The sequence below is a fragment of the Micromonospora sp. R77 genome, from assembly GCF_022747945.1.
In the GTDB taxonomy this organism is placed as follows: Bacteria; Actinomycetota; Actinomycetes; order Mycobacteriales; family Micromonosporaceae; genus Micromonospora.
The window spans coordinates 6,398,844-6,418,185 of sequence record NZ_JALDST010000001.1 but is presented as its reverse complement, the minus strand read 5'-3'; the positions used below and the strand labels follow the sequence as shown (position 1 = coordinate 6,418,185).

Below are 19,342 nucleotides of genomic sequence, written 5' to 3'. Positions count from 1 at the left end.
GACCGCGGCAACCGGTCCTCCGGCGCGACGGCATCCCCGTTCTCGGTTAGTGTGCGCGCGTGACCAGCTATGGAGCGGCCAGCGCATCGGAAGCCGGTGTCGGGCGGCGGGCGCGGATGACCACCGACCGGTGGCTGACTGTCATGATGCTGACGATGACGGTGCTGGTGCTCGCCGGTGGCGCGGTCGGCGCGGTGGCCCTGTCCCGTACGACGGCGGCGGCGAACCGGCTGGCGGACCGGGTCTGCCCGGCCCGCGACGAGGTCGGCCGGCTGGAGAGCAATCTGTTGCAGCAGGTGGCGGCCGTGCGCGGGTATGTCATCACCGGCAACCGGGAGCTGCTGGAGCCGTACTTCCTGGGGGTGGCGACCGAACGCGCGACGGTGGCCCGGCTGCGTGGCCTGCTCGCCGACGACCCGGGGTCGCGGCGCGACCTGGACGCGGCCCTGGTGCTGGCGGACCGGTGGCGGGCGGAATACGCGGACCTGCTGATCGCCGCCCGACGCGCCGGGACGGCCACGGCGGATCTGATGCCGTCGATGGAGCCCGACCGGCGCGCCTTCGACGCCGCCCGTACCGCGATGACCGACCTGGAGGGCCGGCTGGAGCGGGCGCAGGCGGCCGGGCGGGCGGACCTGGACCGGGCGCGGACGGTGCGGAACCTGCTCCTCGCGGCGGTCCTGGCGACGCTGCTGGTCTCCAGCATCGTGATCTCGGTGCTGGTGCGGACCACGGTGCTGCGCCCGCTCGGCCGGCTCGGCGCGTCGGTACGGCAGGTGGCCGGCGGCGACTTCGACCACCGGCTGCGCCCGGAGGGACCGGCGGACATCGCCCGGCTCACCGACGACGTGGAGTCGATGCGGCAGCGGGTGGTCGACGCGTTGATGGCCAGCCGGCGGGACCGGGACGCGGTGGAGCAGCAGGCGGCCGAGCTGCGTCGCTCCAACGAGGACCTGGAGCAGTTCGCCTACGTGGCCTCGCACGACCTGCAGGAGCCGCTGCGGAAGGTGGCGTCGTTCTGCCAGCTGCTCCAGCGCCGCTACGGCGAGCAGCTCGACGAGCGCGCCCGGCAGTACATCGGGTACGCGGTCGACGGGGCGACCCGGATGCAGGACCTGATCAACGACCTGCTGGCGTTCTCCCGGATCGGGCGGGTCTACGGCGACGACCGGGAGGTCGACCTCGGGGAGGTCTTCGCGCAGGCCGAGTCGAACCTGTCCGGGCCGATCGCGCAGGCGGGTGCCGAGATCGACGCGGATCCGCTGCCGGTGGTGCACGGCGACCCGACGCTGCTGACCATGCTCTGGCAGAACCTGCTCGGCAACGCGGTGAAGTTCCGCAGCCCGGACCGGGCGCCCCGGATCCGGGTGGAGGCGGCGCAGGACGAGAGCGGGTGGTCGTTCGCCGTGTCGGACAACGGCATCGGCATAGACCCCCGGTACGCCGACAAGATCTTCCTGATCTTCCAGCGCCTGCACGCCCGGGGCACCTATGACGGCACCGGCATCGGGCTGGCGATCTGCAAGAAGATCGTCGAGTACCACGGCGGCACGCTGCGACTGGACGACGATTACGCGGGCGGGGCCCGGTTCGTGTTCACCCTGCCGACACCGGCGGCGGTGGTCGTACCGGAGCAGGCGGGCGAGCGGGAGCCGGCGGTGCCGGCCTGAGCGTCAGGTGCCGGACCGGCCGCGGTGGCCGTCGCCCTCGCCGCCGCGGCGGCGACGTTCTCGGTGACCGGCCCGAGCACCGGCCCGACCGGCGTGGCCCAGCCGCGCGGGCCCGATCCGGCGGTCGCCGCCGACGGCTGCCCGCCGGGCGCCTGCTCCCGCGACCCGCGGGCCACCTCGTCGAAGAACCGCAGCAGCTCCACCGGGAACGGCATGACCAGGGTGCTGTTCTTCTCCGCCGCCACGTCCACCACCGTCTGCAGCAGCCGCAGCTGGTACGCCCCCGGCGTGTCGGCCATGGCCCGGGACGCGTCGGCGAGCCGGCGGGACGCCTGGAACTCGCCGTCCGCGGCGATGACCCGTGCCCGCCGCTCCCGCTCGGCCTCGGCCTGGCGGGACATCGACCGCTTCATCCCCTCGGGCAGCGCCACGTCCTTGACCTCGACCCGTTCGATGAGCAGCCCCCACGGCTTCTCGGTGGGTGCGTCGATGACCGACTTCAGCTCGGCGTTGATCCGGTCCCGGTCCCGCAGCAGGGTGTCGAGGTCGGCCTTGCCGATCACCGACCGGAGCGCGGTCTGCGCGACCTGGAGCACCGCCGACGGGTAGTCCCGCACGTTGACCAGCGCCTTCACCGGGTCGACCACCCGGTAGTAGACGACCGCGTCGACGGTGAGCGTGACGTTGTCCCGGGTGATGACGCCCTGGGCGGGCACGCCGATCACGGTGGTCTGCATGCTGACCCGGACCATCCGGTCGGCCACCGGGATGATCAGGTGGAAGCCGGGTTGCCGGATGCGGTCGAGGACCCGGCCGAAGCGGAACACGACGCCGCGCTGGTACTGCTGCACGAGCCGTACGCTCAGCGCCACCACGAGCACCACGATCACGATCACGACGGCCAGGCCGACGCCGGCGGCGGCTCCCATTGTCCCCCTCGATCCCGGAGGCGTCCGCCTCCCGGCGCCGCGCGTACCCGCTGCGGCGGCGTCCATTCGCCCGGTCCGGCCACGGCCGGCGGCGGACCGGCGGGAATCCCGGGCCGGCTGCGATGATGGCCGCATGCAACCACCCGCCCGGGGCTCGGAGACCGCCGCCGTGGAGGCGCTGATGGCGGCGAGCCGTGCCTTCGTCGGTCTGGCCGCCCGCTCGCTGGCCGACCTCGACGCCGACGTCACCCTGCCGCAGTTCCGGGCGATGGTGGTGCTCGCGACCCGGGGCCCGCAGCGTTCCGTCGACATCTCCGCCGAGCTCCAGGTGGCCCCGTCGACCGGCACCCGGATGTGCGACCGGCTGATCCGCAAGGGCCTGGTACGCCGCTCCCGGTCGACCACCGACCGCCGGGTCGTCCGCCTGCGGCTGACGCCGGCCGGCCGGGACCTGGTGCGGGAGGTGATCCGCCGGCGGCGCGACGAGCTGTCGGCGATCGTCGCGGCCACCGCGGCGTACTGGCAGCCGGCGGTCACCGAGGCGCTGACCGCCTTCGCCGCCGCCGCGGGGGAGCTGCCGGAGCAGGAGTGGTGGCTGGGTTTCGCCACGTCGGACCAGCCGGACCCGGAGGTCTGAGCGAGCCGGCCCGTCAGTCGCCCTGGCCGTAATGCTTGCACAGTGCAATGATGGCCTTGTGCACGAAAAAGGCTGACGGCGCATCGGCGCCGGTCACCGCGACGACGGGAGGCGCACCATGGACCGCGACGGACGCCACGAGGTGGCCCGGATCGACGACACGGTCACCGCGGAGAACCTGCACGACCGGGCCGAACGGGTCGCCGTGCCGGACTTCGACTACCTGGCCCAGACCATCGAGGGCATCGCCGAAGGGCTCACCCGGCGACCGCCGACCACCAGGAGCTGATCGGGCCGGTCAGGCCGCGGTGTGCTGCTCGGCCGCCGAGGCGGAGGTGCGGGTGCTGGTGCCGCTGAGCTGACGGGCCGAGTTGACCAGCCCGACCAGGCTGAACGCCTGCGGGGTGTTGCCCAGCTGCCGGCGGGCGGCCGGGTCGTACTCCTCGCTGAGCAGGCCGACGTCGTTGCGCAGGTCGAGCAGCCGCGCGAAGGTCTCCTCCGCCTCGGCGGTGCGGCCGGTGTTGTGCAACGCGTCGACCAGCCAGAACGTGCAGGCCAGGAAGGCACCCTCGCCGCCGGGCAGCCCGTCGACGTTCTGGTCGTGCTGCGGCTGGTAACGCAGCAGGAACCCGTCGGTGCACAGCTCGCGCCGCACCGCCTCGACGGTGCCCACCACGCGCGGGTCGTGCCAGGGCAGGAAGCCCACCCGGGGCAGCAGCAGCAGCGCGGCGTCCAGGCCGTCCGAGCCGTAGAACTGGGTGAAGGTGTTGCGGGCCGGGTCGAACCCGCGGTCGCAGACCTCCGCGTGGACGGCGTCCCTGATCCCCCGCCAGCGGTCGACCGGCCCGTCGAGGCCGTGCTGCTCCACCGCGGCCACCGCCCGGTCGAAGCCCGCCCAGGCCATCACCTTGGAGTGCACGAACTGGCGGCGCGGGCCGCGCACCTCCCACAGGCCGTTGTCGGGCTGGCGCCAGTTGCCCTCCAGGAAGTCCAGCAGCGCCCGCTGCACGTCCCAGGCCGCCTCGGTGGCGGCGATCCCGGCCTCGCGGCTGAGGTGCAGCCCGTCCAGCACCTCCCCCCACACGTCGAGCTGCAACTGCTCGGCGGCGGCGTTGCCGGTACGCACCGGCCGGGAGCCGGCGTATCCGCCCAGCCAGTCCAGGGTCTGCTCGGGGATCCGGCGGGTGCCGTCGAGGGCATACATGATCTGCAGGTCGGCGGGGTCGCCGGCGACCGCGCGCAGCAGCCACTCCCGCCACGCCTTGGCCTCGGCGACGTAACCGGTGCCGAGCAGCGCCTGGAGGGTGAAGGTGGCGTCGCGCAGCCAGCAGTAGCGGTAGTCCCAGTTGCGCGGGCCGCCGAGCTGCTCGGGCAGCGAGGTGGTGGCGGCGGCGACGATGCCGCCGGTGGGGGCGTAGGTGAGGGCCTTCAGGGTGATCAGGGCCCGGCGCACCGGGCCGGACCAGCGCCCGTCGTACGCGCAGCGGCCGATCCACTCCCGCCAGTACCGTTCGGCGCCGGCCAGCGCGGTGTCGGCGTCGACCGGGGTGGGGCGGGACAGGTGCGAGGACTGCCAGGTGAGCACGAACGGCACCCGCTGCCCGGCGGACACCTCGAACTCGGCCACCGTGGCGCCGTCGCTGCCGTGCAGGGGCACGTCGGTCCGCAGCCACACCGCGTCGGGTCCGGCGACCGCGCCGAGGTCCCGGCCGTGGTGCCGTACCCAGGGCACGATGTGGCCGTAGTCGAAGCGCAGCCGCAGGTCCATCCGCATCGGCACCCGCCCGGAGAGCCCCTCCACGACCCGGACCACGTCAGCCGCCTCACCCCGGGGCGGCATGCAGTCGATCACCCGGACGCTCCCCTGCGGGGTGTCCCACTCGGTCTCCAGCAGCAGCGTGTCGTCCCGGTAGCGGCGGCGGGTGGCCGCGCCGCCGCCGGCCGGGGCGATCCGCCAGTGGCCGGCCCGCTCGTCGTCCAGCAACGCGGCGAAGCAGGCGGGCGAGTCGAAACGGGGCAGGCAGAGCCAGTCGATCGAGCCGTCCCGGGCGACCAGTGCGGCGGTGTGCAGGTCACCGATCAGCGCGTAGTCCTCGATCGGACGGGGCACGGGAACCTCCTCAGTCGAGGGTGAGAACGACCTTGATGTCGTCCGGTCGCGGGGTCAGCGCCTCGGCGTGGCGGCTCAGCGGCACCCGGCGGGTGACCAGCCGCTCCAGCCAGTCCAGGTCGGCCGCGGCGAGGGCGTCCGCGGCGGCGGCGTAGTGCCGCAGGTTGGCGTTGACCGAGCCGATCACCACGTCGTTCTCCAGCACCAGGTCGCGGTTGGTCGCGCCCGCGTCCACCGGGATCTTCCGGCCGCCGGAGGAGACCCCGGTGAGGCAGACGATCCCGTACGCGGCGGTGCCGGCCATCGCGTCGAAGACGACCTGCCCGACGCCGGTGGCCTCGATGACGATGTCCGGCCGCAGCGTCGCGGCGACGTCGGCGACGGGCTCGCTGTGGTACGTCCCGCCGAGCGCGGCCACCGCCGCCGGCTTCGGCCCGTCGGTGGCCAGGTCCAGCACGTGCACGTCGAGGCCGCGCTGCACGCCGAGCAGGGCGGCGAGCAGGCCGATCGGTCCGGCGCCGGTGACCAGCGCGGTGCGCGGCGCGTACCAGGAGCGGGCGCCGACCCGGTCGACCTGCTCCCACGCCTTGGCCACCACCGTGGTCGGTTCCATCAGCATGCCGACCCGCTCGAGCCGGCGGTCGAGCTTCACCGCGTAGTCGGTCTCGACGGTCCACAGTTCGCTGCCGTAGCCGTCGCGTTCCTTGATGCCGCGCTCGGTGTACCGGCCGTTGCGGCACATGTCGAACTCGCCGCGGGCGCAGGCCCCGCACGGCTCCGGGTCGGGGCGGCGGACCACCCCGACGACCAGGTCGCCCTCGGCGAAGTCGGCCCCGGCCGGAGCCTGGCGGACCCGGCCCAGCGACTCGTGGCCGAGCACCAGCCGGTCCCGGCCCGGCGGCGCCCAGCCGTACCGGCCCTCGACGATCTCCTTGTCGGTGCCGCAGATGCCCAGGGCGATCCCCTCGACCAGCAGTTCCCCGTCGGCGGGGACCGGATCGGGCAGCTCGGTGAGGGCGGCGGTGTCCGCCTTCTGCGGGACGACGGTCAGAGCACGCATCAGTTCTCCTCGGTCAGTGGTGGACGGTCTCCGGGGCGGCCGTCTCCAGCGGGACGGCCGTGCCGGGCACCAGGCCCAGCCCGACCGCCGGCCGGGAGCCGAACGCGGTGAGCAGCCAGTCGGCGGCCACCCGGGCCCGCCCGGCCGGCAGGGCGACCAGGTGGTAGCCGCGGGTCACCGCCCGGGCCAGGGGGCCGGCGAGCGGCACGTGCAGCGGCGCGGCGGCGGCCTGCCAGCCCCCGAGGTCGACCACGAAACCCAGGTCGCGGTGCCGGTAGGGGCGGCGGCGGCCGGTGCCGTACCCGGCGGCGATGTTGTCGGCCGCCAGCTTGCCCTGGCGTACGGCGTGCTGCGCGGTCATCGGGGTGGCCCGGCCCGGATGCTGCGGGTCGGGCACGGCGGCGGCGTCGCCGCAGGCCAGGATCTCCGGGTGGCCGGGGACGGCGAGGTATTCGTCGACCACCAGCCGGCCGTGGTCCAGCGGCAGGCCGGTCGCCTCGGCCAGCGGATCGGGTCGCACGCCCACGCACCAGATCAGCGAGTGCGTCGGCACCTGCCGCCCGTCGGTGAGTTCCACTCCGGTGGCGGTCGCCTCCCGCACCGACACGCCGAGGTTCACCTCGACGTCGCGCTCGCGCAGCACCCGTTCCGCGGTGGCGGAGAGCCGGGCCTGCATGCCGGGCAGGACGTGGTCGGCCGTGTCGAGCAGCAGCCACCGGATCGGCACGCCGGCCAGCCGGGGATGCCGGCGGGCCAGCTCGCGGGTGAACAGCTGTCCCTGGGCGACGACCTCGGTGCCGGTGTAGCCGGCCCCGACCACCACGAAGGTGCAGCGGGCGGCCCGTTCGGCCGGGTCGTCGGCGGCGTCGGCGAGTTCGAGCTGCCGGATCAGGTGGTCACGCAGGTGCAGCGCCTCGGGGATGCCCCGGAAGCCGTGCGCGTGGTCGGTGACACCCGGGATCGGCAGCAGCTTGTTGACGCTGCCGGCGGCGAGCACCAGCCGGTCGTAGCGCAGCGTGCCGTGCCCGCCGGTCGGGTCGTCGTAGCCGATCCGGCGGCCGTCCACGTCGAGGTCGGTCACCTCGCCGAGGACCAGCCGTACGCCGGGCAGCGCGCCGGCCAGCGGCACCGCGACGTGCCGGGGGTCGAGGACGCCGCCGGCCACCTCGGGCAGCAGCGGCAGGTAGAGGAAGTAGTCGGTGGGGTTGACCAGGGTGATGTCGGCGCGGCCCCGGGCGGTCCGGGACAGCCGGCGCGCGGCGTGGAACCCGGCGAAGCCCGCGCCGACGATGACGATGTGCGGTCGTGCCATGGGTGCCTCCTCGGTGGGCGACTGCTCCGCCGTCAAGGTCGCTACCCGGGCCGCCGGGTGGGAAACCGTCGCGCCGGAGAATTCCTTGCACACTGCAAGAGTTGATCGGGAGCCGTACGGGCAGCGACGCGCCGGGTGCGGTTGGTAACGTGTCGCGGGCGGTGTCCCCTGGGGAGGGTTGACATGTGGACGGACGAGGCTGAGCTGGCGTCGGCGCGTCGACGACTGGGAGTCCTCGCTGTCCGAGCGGGCCACCCGCAGCGCCGCCCTGGCCGACCGGCTGGCCCGGCTGACCGGCACCGCCACCAGCCCCGACCGCACCGTCGAGGCGACCGTGGACGCGGCCGGGAAACTGGTCGCCCTGCGGCTGGAGGAGCGGGTCCGGGCCACCTCCGCCGCCCGGACCGCCGAGCAGGTGCTCGCCACCACCCACGCCGCGTACGCCGACCTGCTGCGCCAGGTCACCTCGGCGACCCGGGAGATCCTGGGCCCGGACGACCCGGCGGCCACGGCCATCGTCGAGTCCTACGGCCGGCGGCTCGGCGGTGACGGTGCCGCCCGCTGACGGCATCGAGGTCTTCCCGGCGGACCTGGTCGCGCACGCCGGCCAGCTCGACCGGATCGCCGACGCGGTGACCCTGGCCCGTCAGGCCGGTGAGACGACCCGGCTCGGCGCGGACGCGTACGGCCAGCTCTGCACCATGGTGCCGGTGCTGCTCGGCCAGCTCCACCGGATCCTGCTCGACGGCGTCGGCACGGCTGCCGGTTCGGTGGGCGACACCGCCGACCGGCTGCGCACCGCCGCCGACCACTACCGGGCGTCCGACGCGCGGGCGGAGGCGGCGCTCGACCGGCTCCGACAGCGACCGTGACCAGCAACCCGCTGGTCGCCGCCCCCGCCGACGGCCCGCCCGACCCGTGGACCGGAATCTGGATCGTCGAGGACATCCAGCTGATCGGGGCGGGCGTCCGCGACGGCAGCTGGATCGACGGCACTCTCGGCGTGGTGGGCGCCGGCCTGGACGGTCTCGCGTTCGTCTCCGACCCGCTCGGCTCCCTCCTCCAGTACGGCGTCGCGTGGATCATCGAGCACGTCCGGCCGCTCACCGAGGCCCTGGACTGGCTGGCCGGCGACCCCGCGCAGATCGCCGCGCACGCCCAGACCTGGCGCAACGTCGCCGGCTCGCTGCGCGACGAGGCCGAGAGCCTCGGCCGCGCGGTGCGGATGGACGTGGCGGGCTGGGGTGGCGACGCCGGCCGGGCCTACCGCACCTGGGCCGGCGAACAACAGCAGGCGATCGCCGGGCTCGGCCAGGCCGCGGACACCATGGCGCTGATCACCGAGGCCGCCGGCATGCTCATCGCCGCCGTCCGGCTCATGGTCCGCGACGCCATCGCCACCTGCGTCTCCCGCCTGATCGGGTACGCGGCCGAAGAAGCCGCCACCCTCGGCTTCGCCACTCCTTTGGTGGTCGAGCAGGTCACCACGACGGTGGCGGCGTGGGCGGCGAAGATCGCGCAGTGGCTGCGCGGGCTGCTGGCCAGCCTGCGACGCCTCGCCCCGAAGGTCCACCAGCTCGCCGACCTCATCACCAAGCTCAAGCAACTCCTGAACCGGCTTCGCGGCACGACCGGGGGGAGCCCGTCTCATCGTCCCTCTCCGGAACCGGACAGGAGCGGCAGTTCGCACGTACACGACCCGAACTTCGATCCGGGTAAGCAGCGTGGCCCGCTCGGCGATAAGTTCAGTCCAGGAGTAGTGGACCCGGCGGACCTGTTCGAGCCAAAGGAACGTGCCATCGCCGACCGCTTGGCCCAAGAGGGCGAAATGGTCCACCCACGACCACGTATCGACAACGTCCAGGATCTCAAGAATCCCGACTCGATGGTCCGGTCTCGGCCCGACGATCCGGGTATCGTCACCGAGTTCAAGACGTTGGACAGTGATGGCAGCACCGCTGTCCGACGCAACATCCTGGCGGCAGGTAGACAGGTCGCCCAGGAAGGTGGAGGGGAACTGGTCATGGACGGACGTGGCGTCGGTTTGACCGAGGAAGATGCCCGCCGTGGCTATGGGCGAGCCGTCGGACAGCACCGGCAACAGGCCACGCCACTACCCGAGCGGGTCCGAATCATCCTCGGTGATGACCGGATCATCACCCTCCCCGACTGAGCAGGGCGGTCAGAGATGTCAGTACAAGAGCACATCTTCATTCGTACCGACCTATCGCCCGAGGAAGCCGCGAGGCAGATAGCGAGCGTCCTGGCCATGGATTTTTCGCGGGGGAAGGCCGCAGCAATCTTCCTCAGTCGGCCCGCTCATGCTGACCAGAACAAGCAGATCGGTGGAGAGGTCGCCGAAAACTACCTCGCCGACCCGGCAGCCACCGGCGATGAAGCCTCGCTCCTGGACGACTACGAGATCATCTGGGATCTGGGATACACAGGCCGTGAACGCACTGTTCAGCTGGCCGAGGCGCGGCTGCTCTTCACCGAATTGGCGTCGGCCGCCCTGTGGCCCGCGGCATTGGTCGCCGGTCTCGACGTTCTGGTAGCGGCCTGGGACCCGTCGATGGGCCTGACCTGGTTTCCACCCCGAACGTCACCCGACGCCGATCAGCGCGACGCGTGGCAGCGGTACGGACGCGCCATCCAGTCGCGCTGACGGCAGACGATGCGAACAGGAGCAGGCCGGCAGCAAGAGCGGCCAACACCCGCCCGCCGCCGACGACGACTGGGCGACATTGGTGGTGGGTGGTGGGAATGATGGTGACCGCTCGACGGATCGGCGAGCAGGACGATGTTGTTCGCTACGCCTTCGGCTTCGATGACGACTTCGACCGGGTCCTGGTCATCGACAAGCACACCCTCCAGGCATCCGTGGAGGATGGCAACTTGAATTCCCCGGCTGGTGCGATCGCTGCGAAGATCGTCAAGGAACGGCGGTCGACCGGTGACTTCCCGCCCGGCGCGATCTTCGCGTGCTGACTGCCCCAGACCGGTGACGGCGAAGGCGGTCAGCGGCGGCGGGCGGGTGGGATGCCGCGTGGGGGTGCGGAGCGCAGCAGCCAGGTCGGGTTGCTCGCGCCGAGCATCGCGCCGTCGGTCGCCCGGACCTGGGTGCGGACGTAGGCACCGGCGCCCGGTGGCAGGCGCAGGTCGTACCAGCCCGGCCGGAGTTGCCGGGCGGCGACGCGGGTGGTCGTGGTGGCGGGCGTGAGGTCGGCGACGCCGGCGAGGTCGACCGTCCCGGTGACCACCTCCAGGGACGCGCCGCCGGGCAGGTCGGTGGCGTGCAGGCGGACGGTCACCTCGGCGGCCGGGGTGAGCAGGACGCCGCCCATCGCGCTGCGCCCGTCGACCTCGATGTCGAGTGCGCCCCGAAAGCGGGCCAGGTCGGTGAACCAGGCCTGCCCGGCGCGCAGCGCCGCGACCAGGTCGTCGCGGCCGGTGGAGGGTGCCCAGACGTACGTGACGTGCCGGTCGGCGCCGCCCCGCCAGTCGGTGCCGTCGTGGTCGTCGGTGACCCCGACGGCGGTGGCGAAGACGGCGTTGCGGGCGGCCACGTCGTACGCCCAGAGGTGGTCGTCGAGCGGGGTGCGACCGATCTCGATCAGGTCGGCGCCGAGGTTGTTGCGCTGCACCATCAACCGGGCCAGGGACTCCCGGTCCGCCACGTCGAGCGGGTGGTTCCAGCAGACCACGCCGCCGTGCGCGTGCAGGAACTCGACCATCCGCTCGGTGCGGTCCACGTCGTTGTCCCGGTACGGCGGTGACGGGAACTCGGGCAGGGTCTGGTCCCCGCCGAACCAGTTGAGGTGCCGCACCATCGACACCTCGTACGCCCGGTGGTGGGTGACCCCGGGGAACCGCCCGTCATAGCCGCGCAGCACCTCGGCGCGGAGTTCCTCGCCGGCCTGCCCGGCGCGGCGGGCCCGGTCGAAGACCAGCCGGTCCAGCACGAAGCTGCCGCGCGCCGACCCGCGTACGTCGACGCCGAGGCGCAGCCCGCGCAGCGAGTTGTCCCCGGCGACCAGGTCGGGCCAGAGCCGCCGCACGTCCGCCACCAGCGGCAGGGTGTGCCGGCGCCACTCCCCCACCGGCGCGGGCAGGTCGACGGTGCCGCGCAGGCCGTCGGTGGAGTGGCCGGCGGTCCGGGCCGCGCCGAGCCGGTAGCGCAGCACGTACTGGCCGGCGGGGCGGCCGGCCTGGGCCGGGTGGTGGGACAGGGCGATCTCGACGATCAGTGTGGCGTCCGGTCCGGCCACCTCGGGCAGCACGTCCAGGTGGAGGGTGGTGTCGGAGATGTTGCCGGTGTGCGTCCAGTTCCACGCCTTGCCGGCGTACCAGAGGATGCCGTCGCCGGTGGCCGCGAGCCGCAGTGCCCGGCCCGGGTCGTCGGTGGCGTGCGGGGTGTCGACGAAGTCGGCGGCCGACGCGGTCAGCCGCCCCTCGGTGGACGCCGTCCAGGTCCAGGCCAGGGCGCCCTCCAACTCCTCCGCGCCGTCGAAGTGGACGGCGCGGCGGTGGTCGTGGGCGGCGACGCGGAAGTCGTGGTCGGTCCACCAGATCACGTCGACGCCGTTGCGGTGCGCCTGGTCGAGGTGGGCGGCGTAGCTGGCGGTGCCCTCGCTGAACGAGGCGTGGATGTGCAGGGCCATGCTGATCGGGCGGCGGCCCCGGGCCGGTGCGGGCGGCGGCGGGTCGGCGGTGGCGGCGAGCGCCACGGGCACGCCGACACCGGCGACGGCGAGGCCGCCGGCGGCGGCGAGCAGACGCCGCCGGTTGAGCCGGGCCGTCGTCGCGCGTGCCGCTGTCCGCCGTCACCGGAGCCAGGGTACGGAGTCCCGGGCCGGCCGGTGATCGGTCGATGGTGCCCATCCGGCGGCGGAGCGGTGGAGGGCGGATGGGGGGTCAGGTGGTGCGGGCGGGCACCCGGGCGGCGACGGGTCGGCCGGTGAGCCGGCGGAACGCCAGGTAGCCCTCGCAGCCGAGGCAGACGTCGAAGGCGGCGTTGAGGAACGCGGCGGCGAGCGCCGCGGCGGTGGCGCCGAGCCCGAGCGCGGGCACGCCGGCCAGGTAGCCGAACGCTCCGACACTGGCGAAGACCAGGCCGACGAGCTGGGCGAACCGGACCGGCGCGACGGGCTCCAGCTCGGCGGGCGGCCGCAGGCGGGGGTGCCACCAGGAGACGGAAGAGCAGGCCGTACGGGCCGAGGCGCGGGTTGGCGGCGGTGAGGGCGAAGACGGCGGCCTGGGCGAGCACGAGCCAGCCGGAGCCGGTGACCAGGGCGACGGCGAGGACGACGGTGGTGAGGGCGGCGGCGAACCGCGGCCCGCGAGGGTCGAGCAACATGGGGTTCCGTTCGGGCGCTGGGGCGGGTCAGGCGGGGCGGGCCGGCGCACAGAGGCTCGCCGCCAGCCGCCCGTGGTCGACCACCCGCCGCCGGGTCAGCGCCACCCCGGTCATCCCCGCGCCCCGGCCAGCAGCGGCGTCACGGCCGCGACGAGGTCGTCCCGGGCGGGCACGCCGGAGGCGCGCCGCGCGATCCGCCCGGCCGGGTCCACCACCAGCACCGTCGGGGTACGCCAGATGTCCAGCTCCCGCGCCAGGTCGAGGTGCTCGTCGACGCCGACCTCGATCAGGTGTACGCCGTCGACGTCCGCGCGGACCTGGTCGAGGACCCGCCGGGTGGCCCGGCAGGGGGCGCAGACCGGGGAGGAGAACTGCACGAGGGTGACCGTTCCGGCCCGTACGCCGAGGGCGGTGAGCGCCGCCGGGAGGGTCGGGGTCGGCGACTCGCCCGGCGCGGTGTCGACCGGCCGGAGCCGGCCGTCCCGGTGCCGGCGCCACCAGCCGAACGCGCTCGCCAGCGCGAGCACGACGAGGACCGCGACGACGCCGGTCACGGAGGTCTCCTGCACTGGTCAAGGGTGCCACAGGCGGTGGCGTGGCCCGTCCCGCGTCCCACCCACCCGGACGATGGTAGTTGACACTGTCATATGACAGTGTCAGGATCTGCCGGTGACCGACGCCCCGTGGACCATCGAGGAGCTCACCGGCCGGGTGGATGCCGCCCTGGCCGGCGGGGCGTACCAGGGCATCCCGAGCGGTCGCGTGCGGGACCGTCCCACCACCCGCACCATCCGGTGGTACGCGACCATCGGGCTGCTCGACCGGCCCGCCGCGATGCGCGGCCGCACCGCGTACTACGGCGTTCGGCACCTGCTGCAACTGGTGGCGGTCAAACGCCGCCAGGCGGCGGGACGCACCATCGCGGAGATCCAGGCGGAGCTGGCCGGGGCACCCGACCGGGTGCTCGCCGAGATCGCCGAGGTGCCCGCCGAGCTGCTGGACCCCGGCCGGCCGACGGACACCCCGGCGGGCCCGGCCCGCGCCCCGCGCAGCGGTGACCGGGCCGCAGCGCAGGACGCCCGACGGCCGGCCGACGCGGCGGCGCCCACCCGGCCGGCCGGCGCGTTCTGGTCCGCTCCCCCGCCGACCGCCACACCCCGGCCGCGCCGGTGGCCGCCGCCGCGTCCCGCCGGGACGGCACGCCACGGACCGACGCGACGGCCCCCGGTGCCGGGTCGCCCCGCCCGGACAGCACGCCACGAGCCGAGCCGGCGGGCGGTGGTGACGCGCTGCGGCGCGGCCGGCAGCCGGCGGCGCTGCTGTTCGGCGTACCCCTGGACGAGGGCGCGGTGCTGCTGCTGACCGCGGCGCCCGACCCCGACGACGCCGCGGCCATCACCGAGGCCGCTCGACCCCTGCTCGACCTGCTCGCCGCTCGCGGGCTGCTGCCGACACCTGAGAGGGAGTACGACCGATGAGGATCGTCACCATGCCCGAGGCGGAACCGGCCGGGCCGGCCGGCGCGGCGGACGAGGCCGGCCTCGGTGCCCTGCGCACCGAACACGGCAACCTGCCGCTGGAGCGGCTGGACGTGCGGGTGGACATCACCGGGCTGGTGTCCCGGGTGGAGCTGAGTCAGGACTTCCGTAACGTGCACGACCGTCCGCTGGAGGCGACGTACGTCTTCCCCCTGCCGGACCGGGCCGCGGTGACCGCGATGCGGATGACCGCCGACGGCCGCGTGGTGCAGGCCGAGCTGCGCGAGCGTGCCGAGGCCCGGCAGACCTATGACGAGGCGATCGCTGCCGGTCAGCGTGCGTCCATCGCCGAGGAGGAGCGGCCGGACGTGTTCACCATGCGGGTCGGCAACATCCGGCCCGGTGAGCGGGTCAGCGTCACGGTGACCCTGACCGGGCCGCTGGCCTGGGCGGACGGTGAGGCGACCTTCCGCTTCCCGCTGGTGGTCGCGCCGCGCTACGTGCCGGGCCGCACCTTGCGGGACGACCCGGTGGGCGACGGGCACGCGCAGGACACCGACGCGGTGCCGGACGCGTCCCGGATCACCCCGCCGGTGCTGCTGCCCGGCTTCCCCGACCCGGTGCGGCTGAGCATCGACGTCGGCGTCGACGCGGCCGGACTGTCGCTGGACGAGGTGCGCTCCAGCCTGCACGCGGTCGAGACGGTGGACGGGCGGCTGCGGGTCCGGCCCGGCGAGCGGGTCGATCGGGACTTCGTGCTGCGGCTGCCGTACCGCGCCGACCAGTCGTCGACATCGTTGGTGGTCAGCCCGGATCCGGACGGCGACGAGGGCACCTTCCGGCTGACCGTGCTGCCCCCGGAGTCGCCGCAGCGCCCCCGGCCGCGGGACGTGGTGCTGCTGTTGGACCGTTCGGGGAGCATGGGCGGCTGGAAGATGGTCGCCGCCCGACGCGCCGCCGCCCGCATCGTGGACACCCTCGTGCCGGGCGACCGGTTCGCGGTACTCGCCTTCGACCACGAGGTGGAGACGCCACCGCACCTGCCGTCCGGCCTGGTGCCGGCGACCGACCGCAACCGGTACCGGGCGATCGAACACCTGGCCCGGACGGAGGCCCGGGGTGGCACCGAGCTGCTGCAGCCACTGCACGACGCGCTCGCCCTGTTGGCTACCGGCGACGCCACCGACCGGGTGCTGGTGCTGGTGACCGACGGTCAGGTGGGCAACGAGGACCAGCTGCTGCGCGAGGTCAGCGGCGGCCTGCGCGGGGTACGCGTGCACACCGTCGGCATCGACCGGGCCGTCAACGCGGGCTTCCTCGGCCGGCTGGCGGTGGTCGGCGGCGGCCGCTGCGAACTGGTGGAGAGCGAGGACCGGCTGGACGAGGCGATGGACCACATCCACCGGCGGATCGGCGCGCCGGCCGTCACCGCGGTACGGCTGGCGGACCAGGGACTGTCCGTCGTGGCGGAGACGGTGACGCCGGCCCGGCTGCCGGACGTGTTCCCGGGTGTGCCGTTCGTCGTCAGCGGTCGGTACCGGGGTGCCGGCCAGGGCACGCTGACCCTGCACGGCACCACCCGGGACGGCCGGGAGTTCGCCGCGTCGGCGACCGCCGAGCGGCGGGAGGCGCCGGCGGTGACGGCGATCTGGGCCCGGGCCCACCTGCGCGACCTGGAGGACGCGGCGGCGGCCGGCGGCCCGGCCGTACCGCTGGAGCAGCGGATCACCGCCACCTCGCTCCGGTTCGGCGTGCTGTGCCGGTACACCGCGTACGTGGCCGTGGACAGCCGGGTGGTGACCGACGGCGGACCGCCCAGCGCGTCATCCAGCCGGTGGAACTGCCGTCCGGCTGGGCACCGCCGGCTGCCCCGCCGGCGTTCTCGGCAGACTTCTCCAGCAACGGGTTCGCGGCGATGTCGGCGTCGATGCCCGTACCGCCGGGGGTGGCCAGGCGGCGGGCCGGCGCGCCGGCGCGGCCCTGCACGGCGGCTTCGCCCCGGCGGGCGGACCGTCCGGTCCGGACCGTTCGGCGCGGCCCGCGCCGCCGGCGGGGCTGCCACCGGGTACGGGTCGATGCCGGTCGCCCCCGCGCCCCGCGCGCCCGAACCGGCCGGTGACCTGCGCGCGCTCGCGGCCACCGAGGCCCGGCGCCTGCGCGAGGCGCAGGACCGGCCCGACCACGAGCGGCAAGAGCTGCTGGAGGATCTGGGCAGCCGGCTGGCGGTGCTCGGCGAGGGACCGCTGCGCGCGCTGGCCGAGGCGCTCACCCCGACCGAGGTCGCCCGGCGGGAGCTGACCGAGCTGTGGGAGCACTGCCTGCGGACCCTCGACGAGTACGCGGCCGGGCGCCCGGTCGACCCGCCGCGCAGTGCCGCCCGGCGGAACTTCTGGAAGCGCTAGTCGAGCAGCCGCGGTTCCGTCGCGGCTGCTGACCCAGGTCCTGGTCATCCGCACCCGCACCGGCATTCCGGTGCGGGTGCGGTGCCGGTCGAGCCGGCGATCAATGCCTCCCGGACACCCCGCACCGCGCAACTGACCGCCCAGGCACTAGCGCTCCGCCCCGCGATGGCAATATCCTCCAACTCGCGCGCCCTTGTTGGAGCTCCTTTTCATGCACCCGGCCTCGCCGGCCACAGAGGAGATGCCATGCACTTCGACCACCCCGAGCTGGACCGTCGTACTCTGCTGCGGGCCGGACTCGGTGCCGCGGCGGTCGCGGTCGTCGGGAGCGAACTCGCCCTCCCCGTCGCCGCGCAGGCGGCGCCGGGCGCGGACCTGGACTGGATCATCAGCTGCGACGAGTGGGGCGCCCGTCCCCCGGCGGACCCGCTGTCGATCAGCGCGATCGCCACCAACAAGATCATCGTGCACCACATGGCGTTCCCGAACAGCACCGACTACTCCGAGGAACACGCCAAGCAGCTCGCCCGCGACTGCCAGGACCTGCACCTGGACGTCAACCACTGGTCCGACACCGGGCAGCACTTCACGGTGAGCCGGGGCGGTCACGTCCTCGAGGGCCGGCACGGCAGCCTCGAACGCCTCGAGGCCGGTGACCGGCAGATGATCTCGGCGCACTGCCCCGGCGAGAACGGCCGGGCCATCGGCATCGAGAACGAGGGCACCTACGTCACCGAGACCCCGCCGCAGGAACTGCTCGGCGCGCTGGTCAAGCTCTGCACCACCATCTGCCGGCAGTACGGCCTGCACGCGCACGACATCTTCGGCCACTGGGACTTCCGGGCCACCCAGTGCCCGGGCGCGATGTTCTACCGCGAGTTCCCCACCCTGCGCCGGCAGGTCTTCCGTGCGCTGGGCACCGACCTGGCCGACGTGCCCGCCCGCCGCTGGCCGGACGTCTGGCGCTTCGTCGGCGGCCCGGCCGTGCAGGTCGCGCAGTACCTGCTCACCTTCCGCGGCTACACCGTCCCGGTCACCGGTGTCTTCGACACCACCACCGTGGCGGCCGTGCAGGACTGGCAGGCCCGCAACAGCATCCCGGTCGACGTCGACGCCACCCTCACCGCGCCGACCTGGGAGACCCTCGCCCCGGAACTCGACAAGGACGCCACCGGCATCCCGGTCAGCGCCGTGCAGTTCATGCTGAACTACAAGGGGTACGCCGAGGTCACCGTCACCGGCGAGTACGACCACGTCACCAAGAAGGCGGTGCAGGACCTGCAGCGACTGCACGGCCTGCCCGCCAACGGCAAGGTCAGCACCACCACCTGGTGTGCTCTGGTGGGTGGTGTGGTGCGCCAGTCCTTCCGTCAGGACTGACCGCGCACCGGCGGGGAAGCGGTGGGGGTGTCAACGGCGCCACCCCCACCGCACCCGGCCGGGGCCCGCCCCCTCGTCGGCCACCCCTCGATCTGCGAGGATGCGCGGGCCACGATCGAGGAGGCGACATGGGGCCGACCCGCCGCCGCGTCCGATGAGCGCGCCGTCCGTCCCGATCGGACCGGCGCTCGTCGCCACCCTCTCCGGGCTCACCCTGGCCGGGGCCGCCGTGCTGCGGCTCAGCGGCCTGGGCCGGGCCCGGGCGATCCTCGGCGCCGCCGTCCGGGCCACCGTCCAGCTCGGCGTCGTGTCGCTGGTGATCGTGGCCGTGCTGCGCGCCTGGTGGAGCACCGGCGCGTTCGTCCTGCTCATGTACGCCGTCGCCACCGTCACCGCCCGCCGCCGGATCGGACCGGGTTGCCCGGTGCCGGTCACCGCGCTGGCGATCGCGGCCGGGGTGGTGCCCGCCCTCGGCGTACTCCTGGCCGGGCGGGCGTTGCCCGTGACGCCGCTGGTGGTGCTGCCGACGGCCGGCATCCTGATCGGCGGGGCGATGACCGCGACGAGCCTGGCCGGCCGGCGGACGCTCGACGAGCTGCGCTCCCGCCACGGCGAGTACGAGGCGGGGCTCGCGCTCGGCCTGCTGCCCCGGGACGCGGCGCTGGAGATCTGCCGGCCCGCCGCCGGTCAGGCGCTGATCCCGGCGCTGGACCAGACCCGCACGGTCGGACTGGTCACCCTGCCCGGGGCGTTCGTGGGTGTGCTGCTCGGCGGGGCCGGTCCGGTCCAGGCCGGCGCCACCCAGCTGCTGATCCTGCTGACCCTGCTGGCGGTCGAGGCGGTGGCGATCGCGCTCACCGTCGAACTGCTCGTCCGGTGGCGGGCCACCTGACCCGACCGCTGTCCCGGGTACGGCCCCCCGGAAAAGGGTGGTGAGTGCGGTGACGGCGCCCTCGCAGGTGTAACGCCGCCGTGGCGGGGAACCCGGCCGCGCCTGGGGAGAGACGG

At 74.3% G+C, this 19,342-nt stretch carries 19 protein-coding genes and 2 pseudogenes; 13 read left to right on the top strand and 8 right to left on the bottom strand.

The window, feature by feature from the left end:
• The first annotated feature begins 59 nt into the window (after positions 1 to 59).
• Positions 60 to 1,670, top strand: a complete 1,611-nt coding sequence (locus MRQ36_RS29690; RefSeq protein WP_242800045.1) for an ATP-binding protein — start codon at positions 60 to 62, stop codon at positions 1,668 to 1,670.
• A 104-nt stretch (positions 1,671 to 1,774) separates the two neighbouring features.
• Here the strand turns inward: MRQ36_RS29690 and MRQ36_RS29685 are convergent.
• Positions 1,775 to 2,599 (bottom strand): annotated as a pseudogene (locus MRQ36_RS29685) (SPFH domain-containing protein); the annotation flags it as partial.
• 133 nt (positions 2,600 to 2,732) lie between these two features.
• Here MRQ36_RS29685 and MRQ36_RS29680 point away from each other — a divergent pair.
• Both MRQ36_RS29680 and MRQ36_RS29675 read left to right on the top strand, forming a co-directional pair.
• Positions 2,733 to 3,236 carry a MarR family winged helix-turn-helix transcriptional regulator gene (locus MRQ36_RS29680; RefSeq protein ID WP_242800044.1) on the top strand — a complete coding sequence of 168 codons (504 nt, stop codon included), beginning with the start codon at positions 2,733 to 2,735 and terminating at the stop codon, positions 3,234 to 3,236.
• Between the two features lie 118 nt (positions 3,237 to 3,354).
• Positions 3,355 to 3,525 carry a hypothetical protein gene (locus MRQ36_RS29675; protein WP_242800043.1) on the top strand — a complete coding sequence of 57 codons (171 nt, stop codon included), beginning with the start codon at positions 3,355 to 3,357 and terminating at the stop codon, positions 3,523 to 3,525.
• Between the two features lie 9 nt (positions 3,526 to 3,534).
• On the opposite strand, the gene MRQ36_RS34185 is transcribed toward MRQ36_RS29675, so the two are convergent.
• Genes MRQ36_RS34185 through MRQ36_RS29660 form a run of 3 tightly spaced genes read right to left on the bottom strand, consistent with a single transcriptional unit; the run spans position 3,535 to position 7,718 of the window.
• Positions 3,535 to 5,346 (bottom strand): glycoside hydrolase family 15 protein, encoded by a 1,812-nt coding sequence (locus MRQ36_RS34185; RefSeq protein ID WP_242800042.1) that lies wholly within the window; start codon positions 5,344 to 5,346, stop codon positions 3,535 to 3,537.
• A 10-nt stretch (positions 5,347 to 5,356) separates the two neighbouring features.
• On the bottom strand, positions 5,357 to 6,406 hold the full coding sequence (locus tag MRQ36_RS29665) for a glucose 1-dehydrogenase (RefSeq protein WP_242800041.1): 1,050 nt from the start codon (positions 6,404 to 6,406) through the stop codon (positions 5,357 to 5,359).
• Between the two features lie 13 nt (positions 6,407 to 6,419).
• Positions 6,420 to 7,718 (bottom strand): NAD(P)/FAD-dependent oxidoreductase, encoded by a 1,299-nt coding sequence (locus MRQ36_RS29660; RefSeq protein ID WP_242800040.1) that lies wholly within the window; start codon positions 7,716 to 7,718, stop codon positions 6,420 to 6,422.
• 178 nt (positions 7,719 to 7,896) lie between these two features.
• Between MRQ36_RS29660 and MRQ36_RS29655 the strand changes: the two genes are divergently transcribed.
• The 5 genes from MRQ36_RS29655 to MRQ36_RS29635 all read left to right on the top strand — a co-directional run bounded on the left by MRQ36_RS29655 (position 7,897) and on the right by MRQ36_RS29635 (position 10,706).
• Positions 7,897 to 8,283: a YbaB/EbfC family nucleoid-associated protein gene (locus MRQ36_RS29655; protein WP_242800039.1), complete on the top strand. Its 387-nt coding sequence runs from the start codon at positions 7,897 to 7,899 to the stop codon at positions 8,281 to 8,283.
• On the top strand, positions 8,270 to 8,590 hold the full coding sequence (locus MRQ36_RS29650; RefSeq protein WP_242800038.1) for a type VII secretion target: 321 nt from the start codon (positions 8,270 to 8,272) through the stop codon (positions 8,588 to 8,590). The genes MRQ36_RS29655 and MRQ36_RS29650 overlap by 14 nt, the downstream gene beginning before the upstream one ends.
• A 134-nt stretch (positions 8,591 to 8,724) precedes the next feature.
• A complete protein-coding gene (locus tag MRQ36_RS29645; RefSeq protein ID WP_242800037.1) occupies positions 8,725 to 9,891 on the top strand; it encodes a hypothetical protein in 1,167 nt (388 codons plus the stop codon).
• A 15-nt stretch (positions 9,892 to 9,906) separates the two neighbouring features.
• Positions 9,907 to 10,383, top strand: a complete 477-nt coding sequence (locus MRQ36_RS29640; RefSeq protein ID WP_242800036.1) for a hypothetical protein — start codon at positions 9,907 to 9,909, stop codon at positions 10,381 to 10,383.
• A 98-nt stretch (positions 10,384 to 10,481) separates the two neighbouring features.
• Positions 10,482 to 10,706: a hypothetical protein gene (locus MRQ36_RS29635; protein WP_242800035.1), complete on the top strand. Its 225-nt coding sequence runs from the start codon at positions 10,482 to 10,484 to the stop codon at positions 10,704 to 10,706.
• A gap of 29 nt (positions 10,707 to 10,735) precedes the next feature.
• Here the strand turns inward: MRQ36_RS29635 and MRQ36_RS29630 are convergent, their stop codons facing one another.
• From MRQ36_RS29630 to MRQ36_RS29620, 4 genes and pseudogenes are all read right to left on the bottom strand, one after another.
• Positions 10,736 to 12,451, bottom strand: a complete 1,716-nt coding sequence (locus MRQ36_RS29630) for a hypothetical protein (protein ID WP_242800034.1) — start codon at positions 12,449 to 12,451, stop codon at positions 10,736 to 10,738.
• A gap of 181 nt (positions 12,452 to 12,632) precedes the next feature.
• Positions 12,633 to 12,872, bottom strand: coding sequence for a DUF4395 family protein (locus tag MRQ36_RS34810; RefSeq protein ID WP_374251216.1), 240 nt, complete (start codon positions 12,870 to 12,872; stop codon positions 12,633 to 12,635).
• A gap of 106 nt (positions 12,873 to 12,978) precedes the next feature.
• Positions 12,979 to 13,074: pseudogene (locus MRQ36_RS34805) on the bottom strand (DUF4395 family protein); the annotation flags it as partial.
• A 110-nt stretch (positions 13,075 to 13,184) separates the two neighbouring features.
• Positions 13,185 to 13,643 carry a thioredoxin family protein gene (locus MRQ36_RS29620; RefSeq protein WP_242800033.1) on the bottom strand — a complete coding sequence of 153 codons (459 nt, stop codon included), beginning with the start codon at positions 13,641 to 13,643 and terminating at the stop codon, positions 13,185 to 13,187.
• 100 nt (positions 13,644 to 13,743) lie between these two features.
• Here MRQ36_RS29620 and MRQ36_RS29615 point away from each other — a divergent pair, with 100 nt between their 5' ends.
• From MRQ36_RS29615 to MRQ36_RS29600, 5 genes are all read left to right on the top strand, one after another.
• Entirely contained in the window at positions 13,744 to 14,436 is a 693-nt protein-coding gene (locus tag MRQ36_RS29615) for a MerR family transcriptional regulator (protein WP_242800032.1), read from the top strand.
• Positions 14,424 to 14,552 (top strand): hypothetical protein, encoded by a 129-nt coding sequence (locus MRQ36_RS33645; RefSeq protein ID WP_278187629.1) that lies wholly within the window; start codon positions 14,424 to 14,426, stop codon positions 14,550 to 14,552. Before MRQ36_RS29615 ends, MRQ36_RS33645 begins: the two co-directional genes overlap by 13 nt.
• Positions 14,549 to 16,954, top strand: coding sequence for a VIT domain-containing protein (locus MRQ36_RS29610; protein ID WP_242800031.1), 2,406 nt, complete (start codon positions 14,549 to 14,551; stop codon positions 16,952 to 16,954). Before MRQ36_RS33645 ends, MRQ36_RS29610 begins: the two co-directional genes overlap by 4 nt.
• A 246-nt stretch (positions 16,955 to 17,200) precedes the next feature.
• Positions 17,201 to 18,334, top strand: coding sequence for an N-acetylmuramoyl-L-alanine amidase (locus MRQ36_RS29605; protein ID WP_242800030.1), 1,134 nt, complete (start codon positions 17,201 to 17,203; stop codon positions 18,332 to 18,334).
• A gap of 154 nt (positions 18,335 to 18,488) precedes the next feature.
• Positions 18,489 to 19,226, top strand: coding sequence for an ABC transporter permease (locus tag MRQ36_RS29600; protein WP_242800029.1), 738 nt, complete (start codon positions 18,489 to 18,491; stop codon positions 19,224 to 19,226).
• The last annotated feature ends 116 nt before the right edge of the window (positions 19,227 to 19,342 follow it).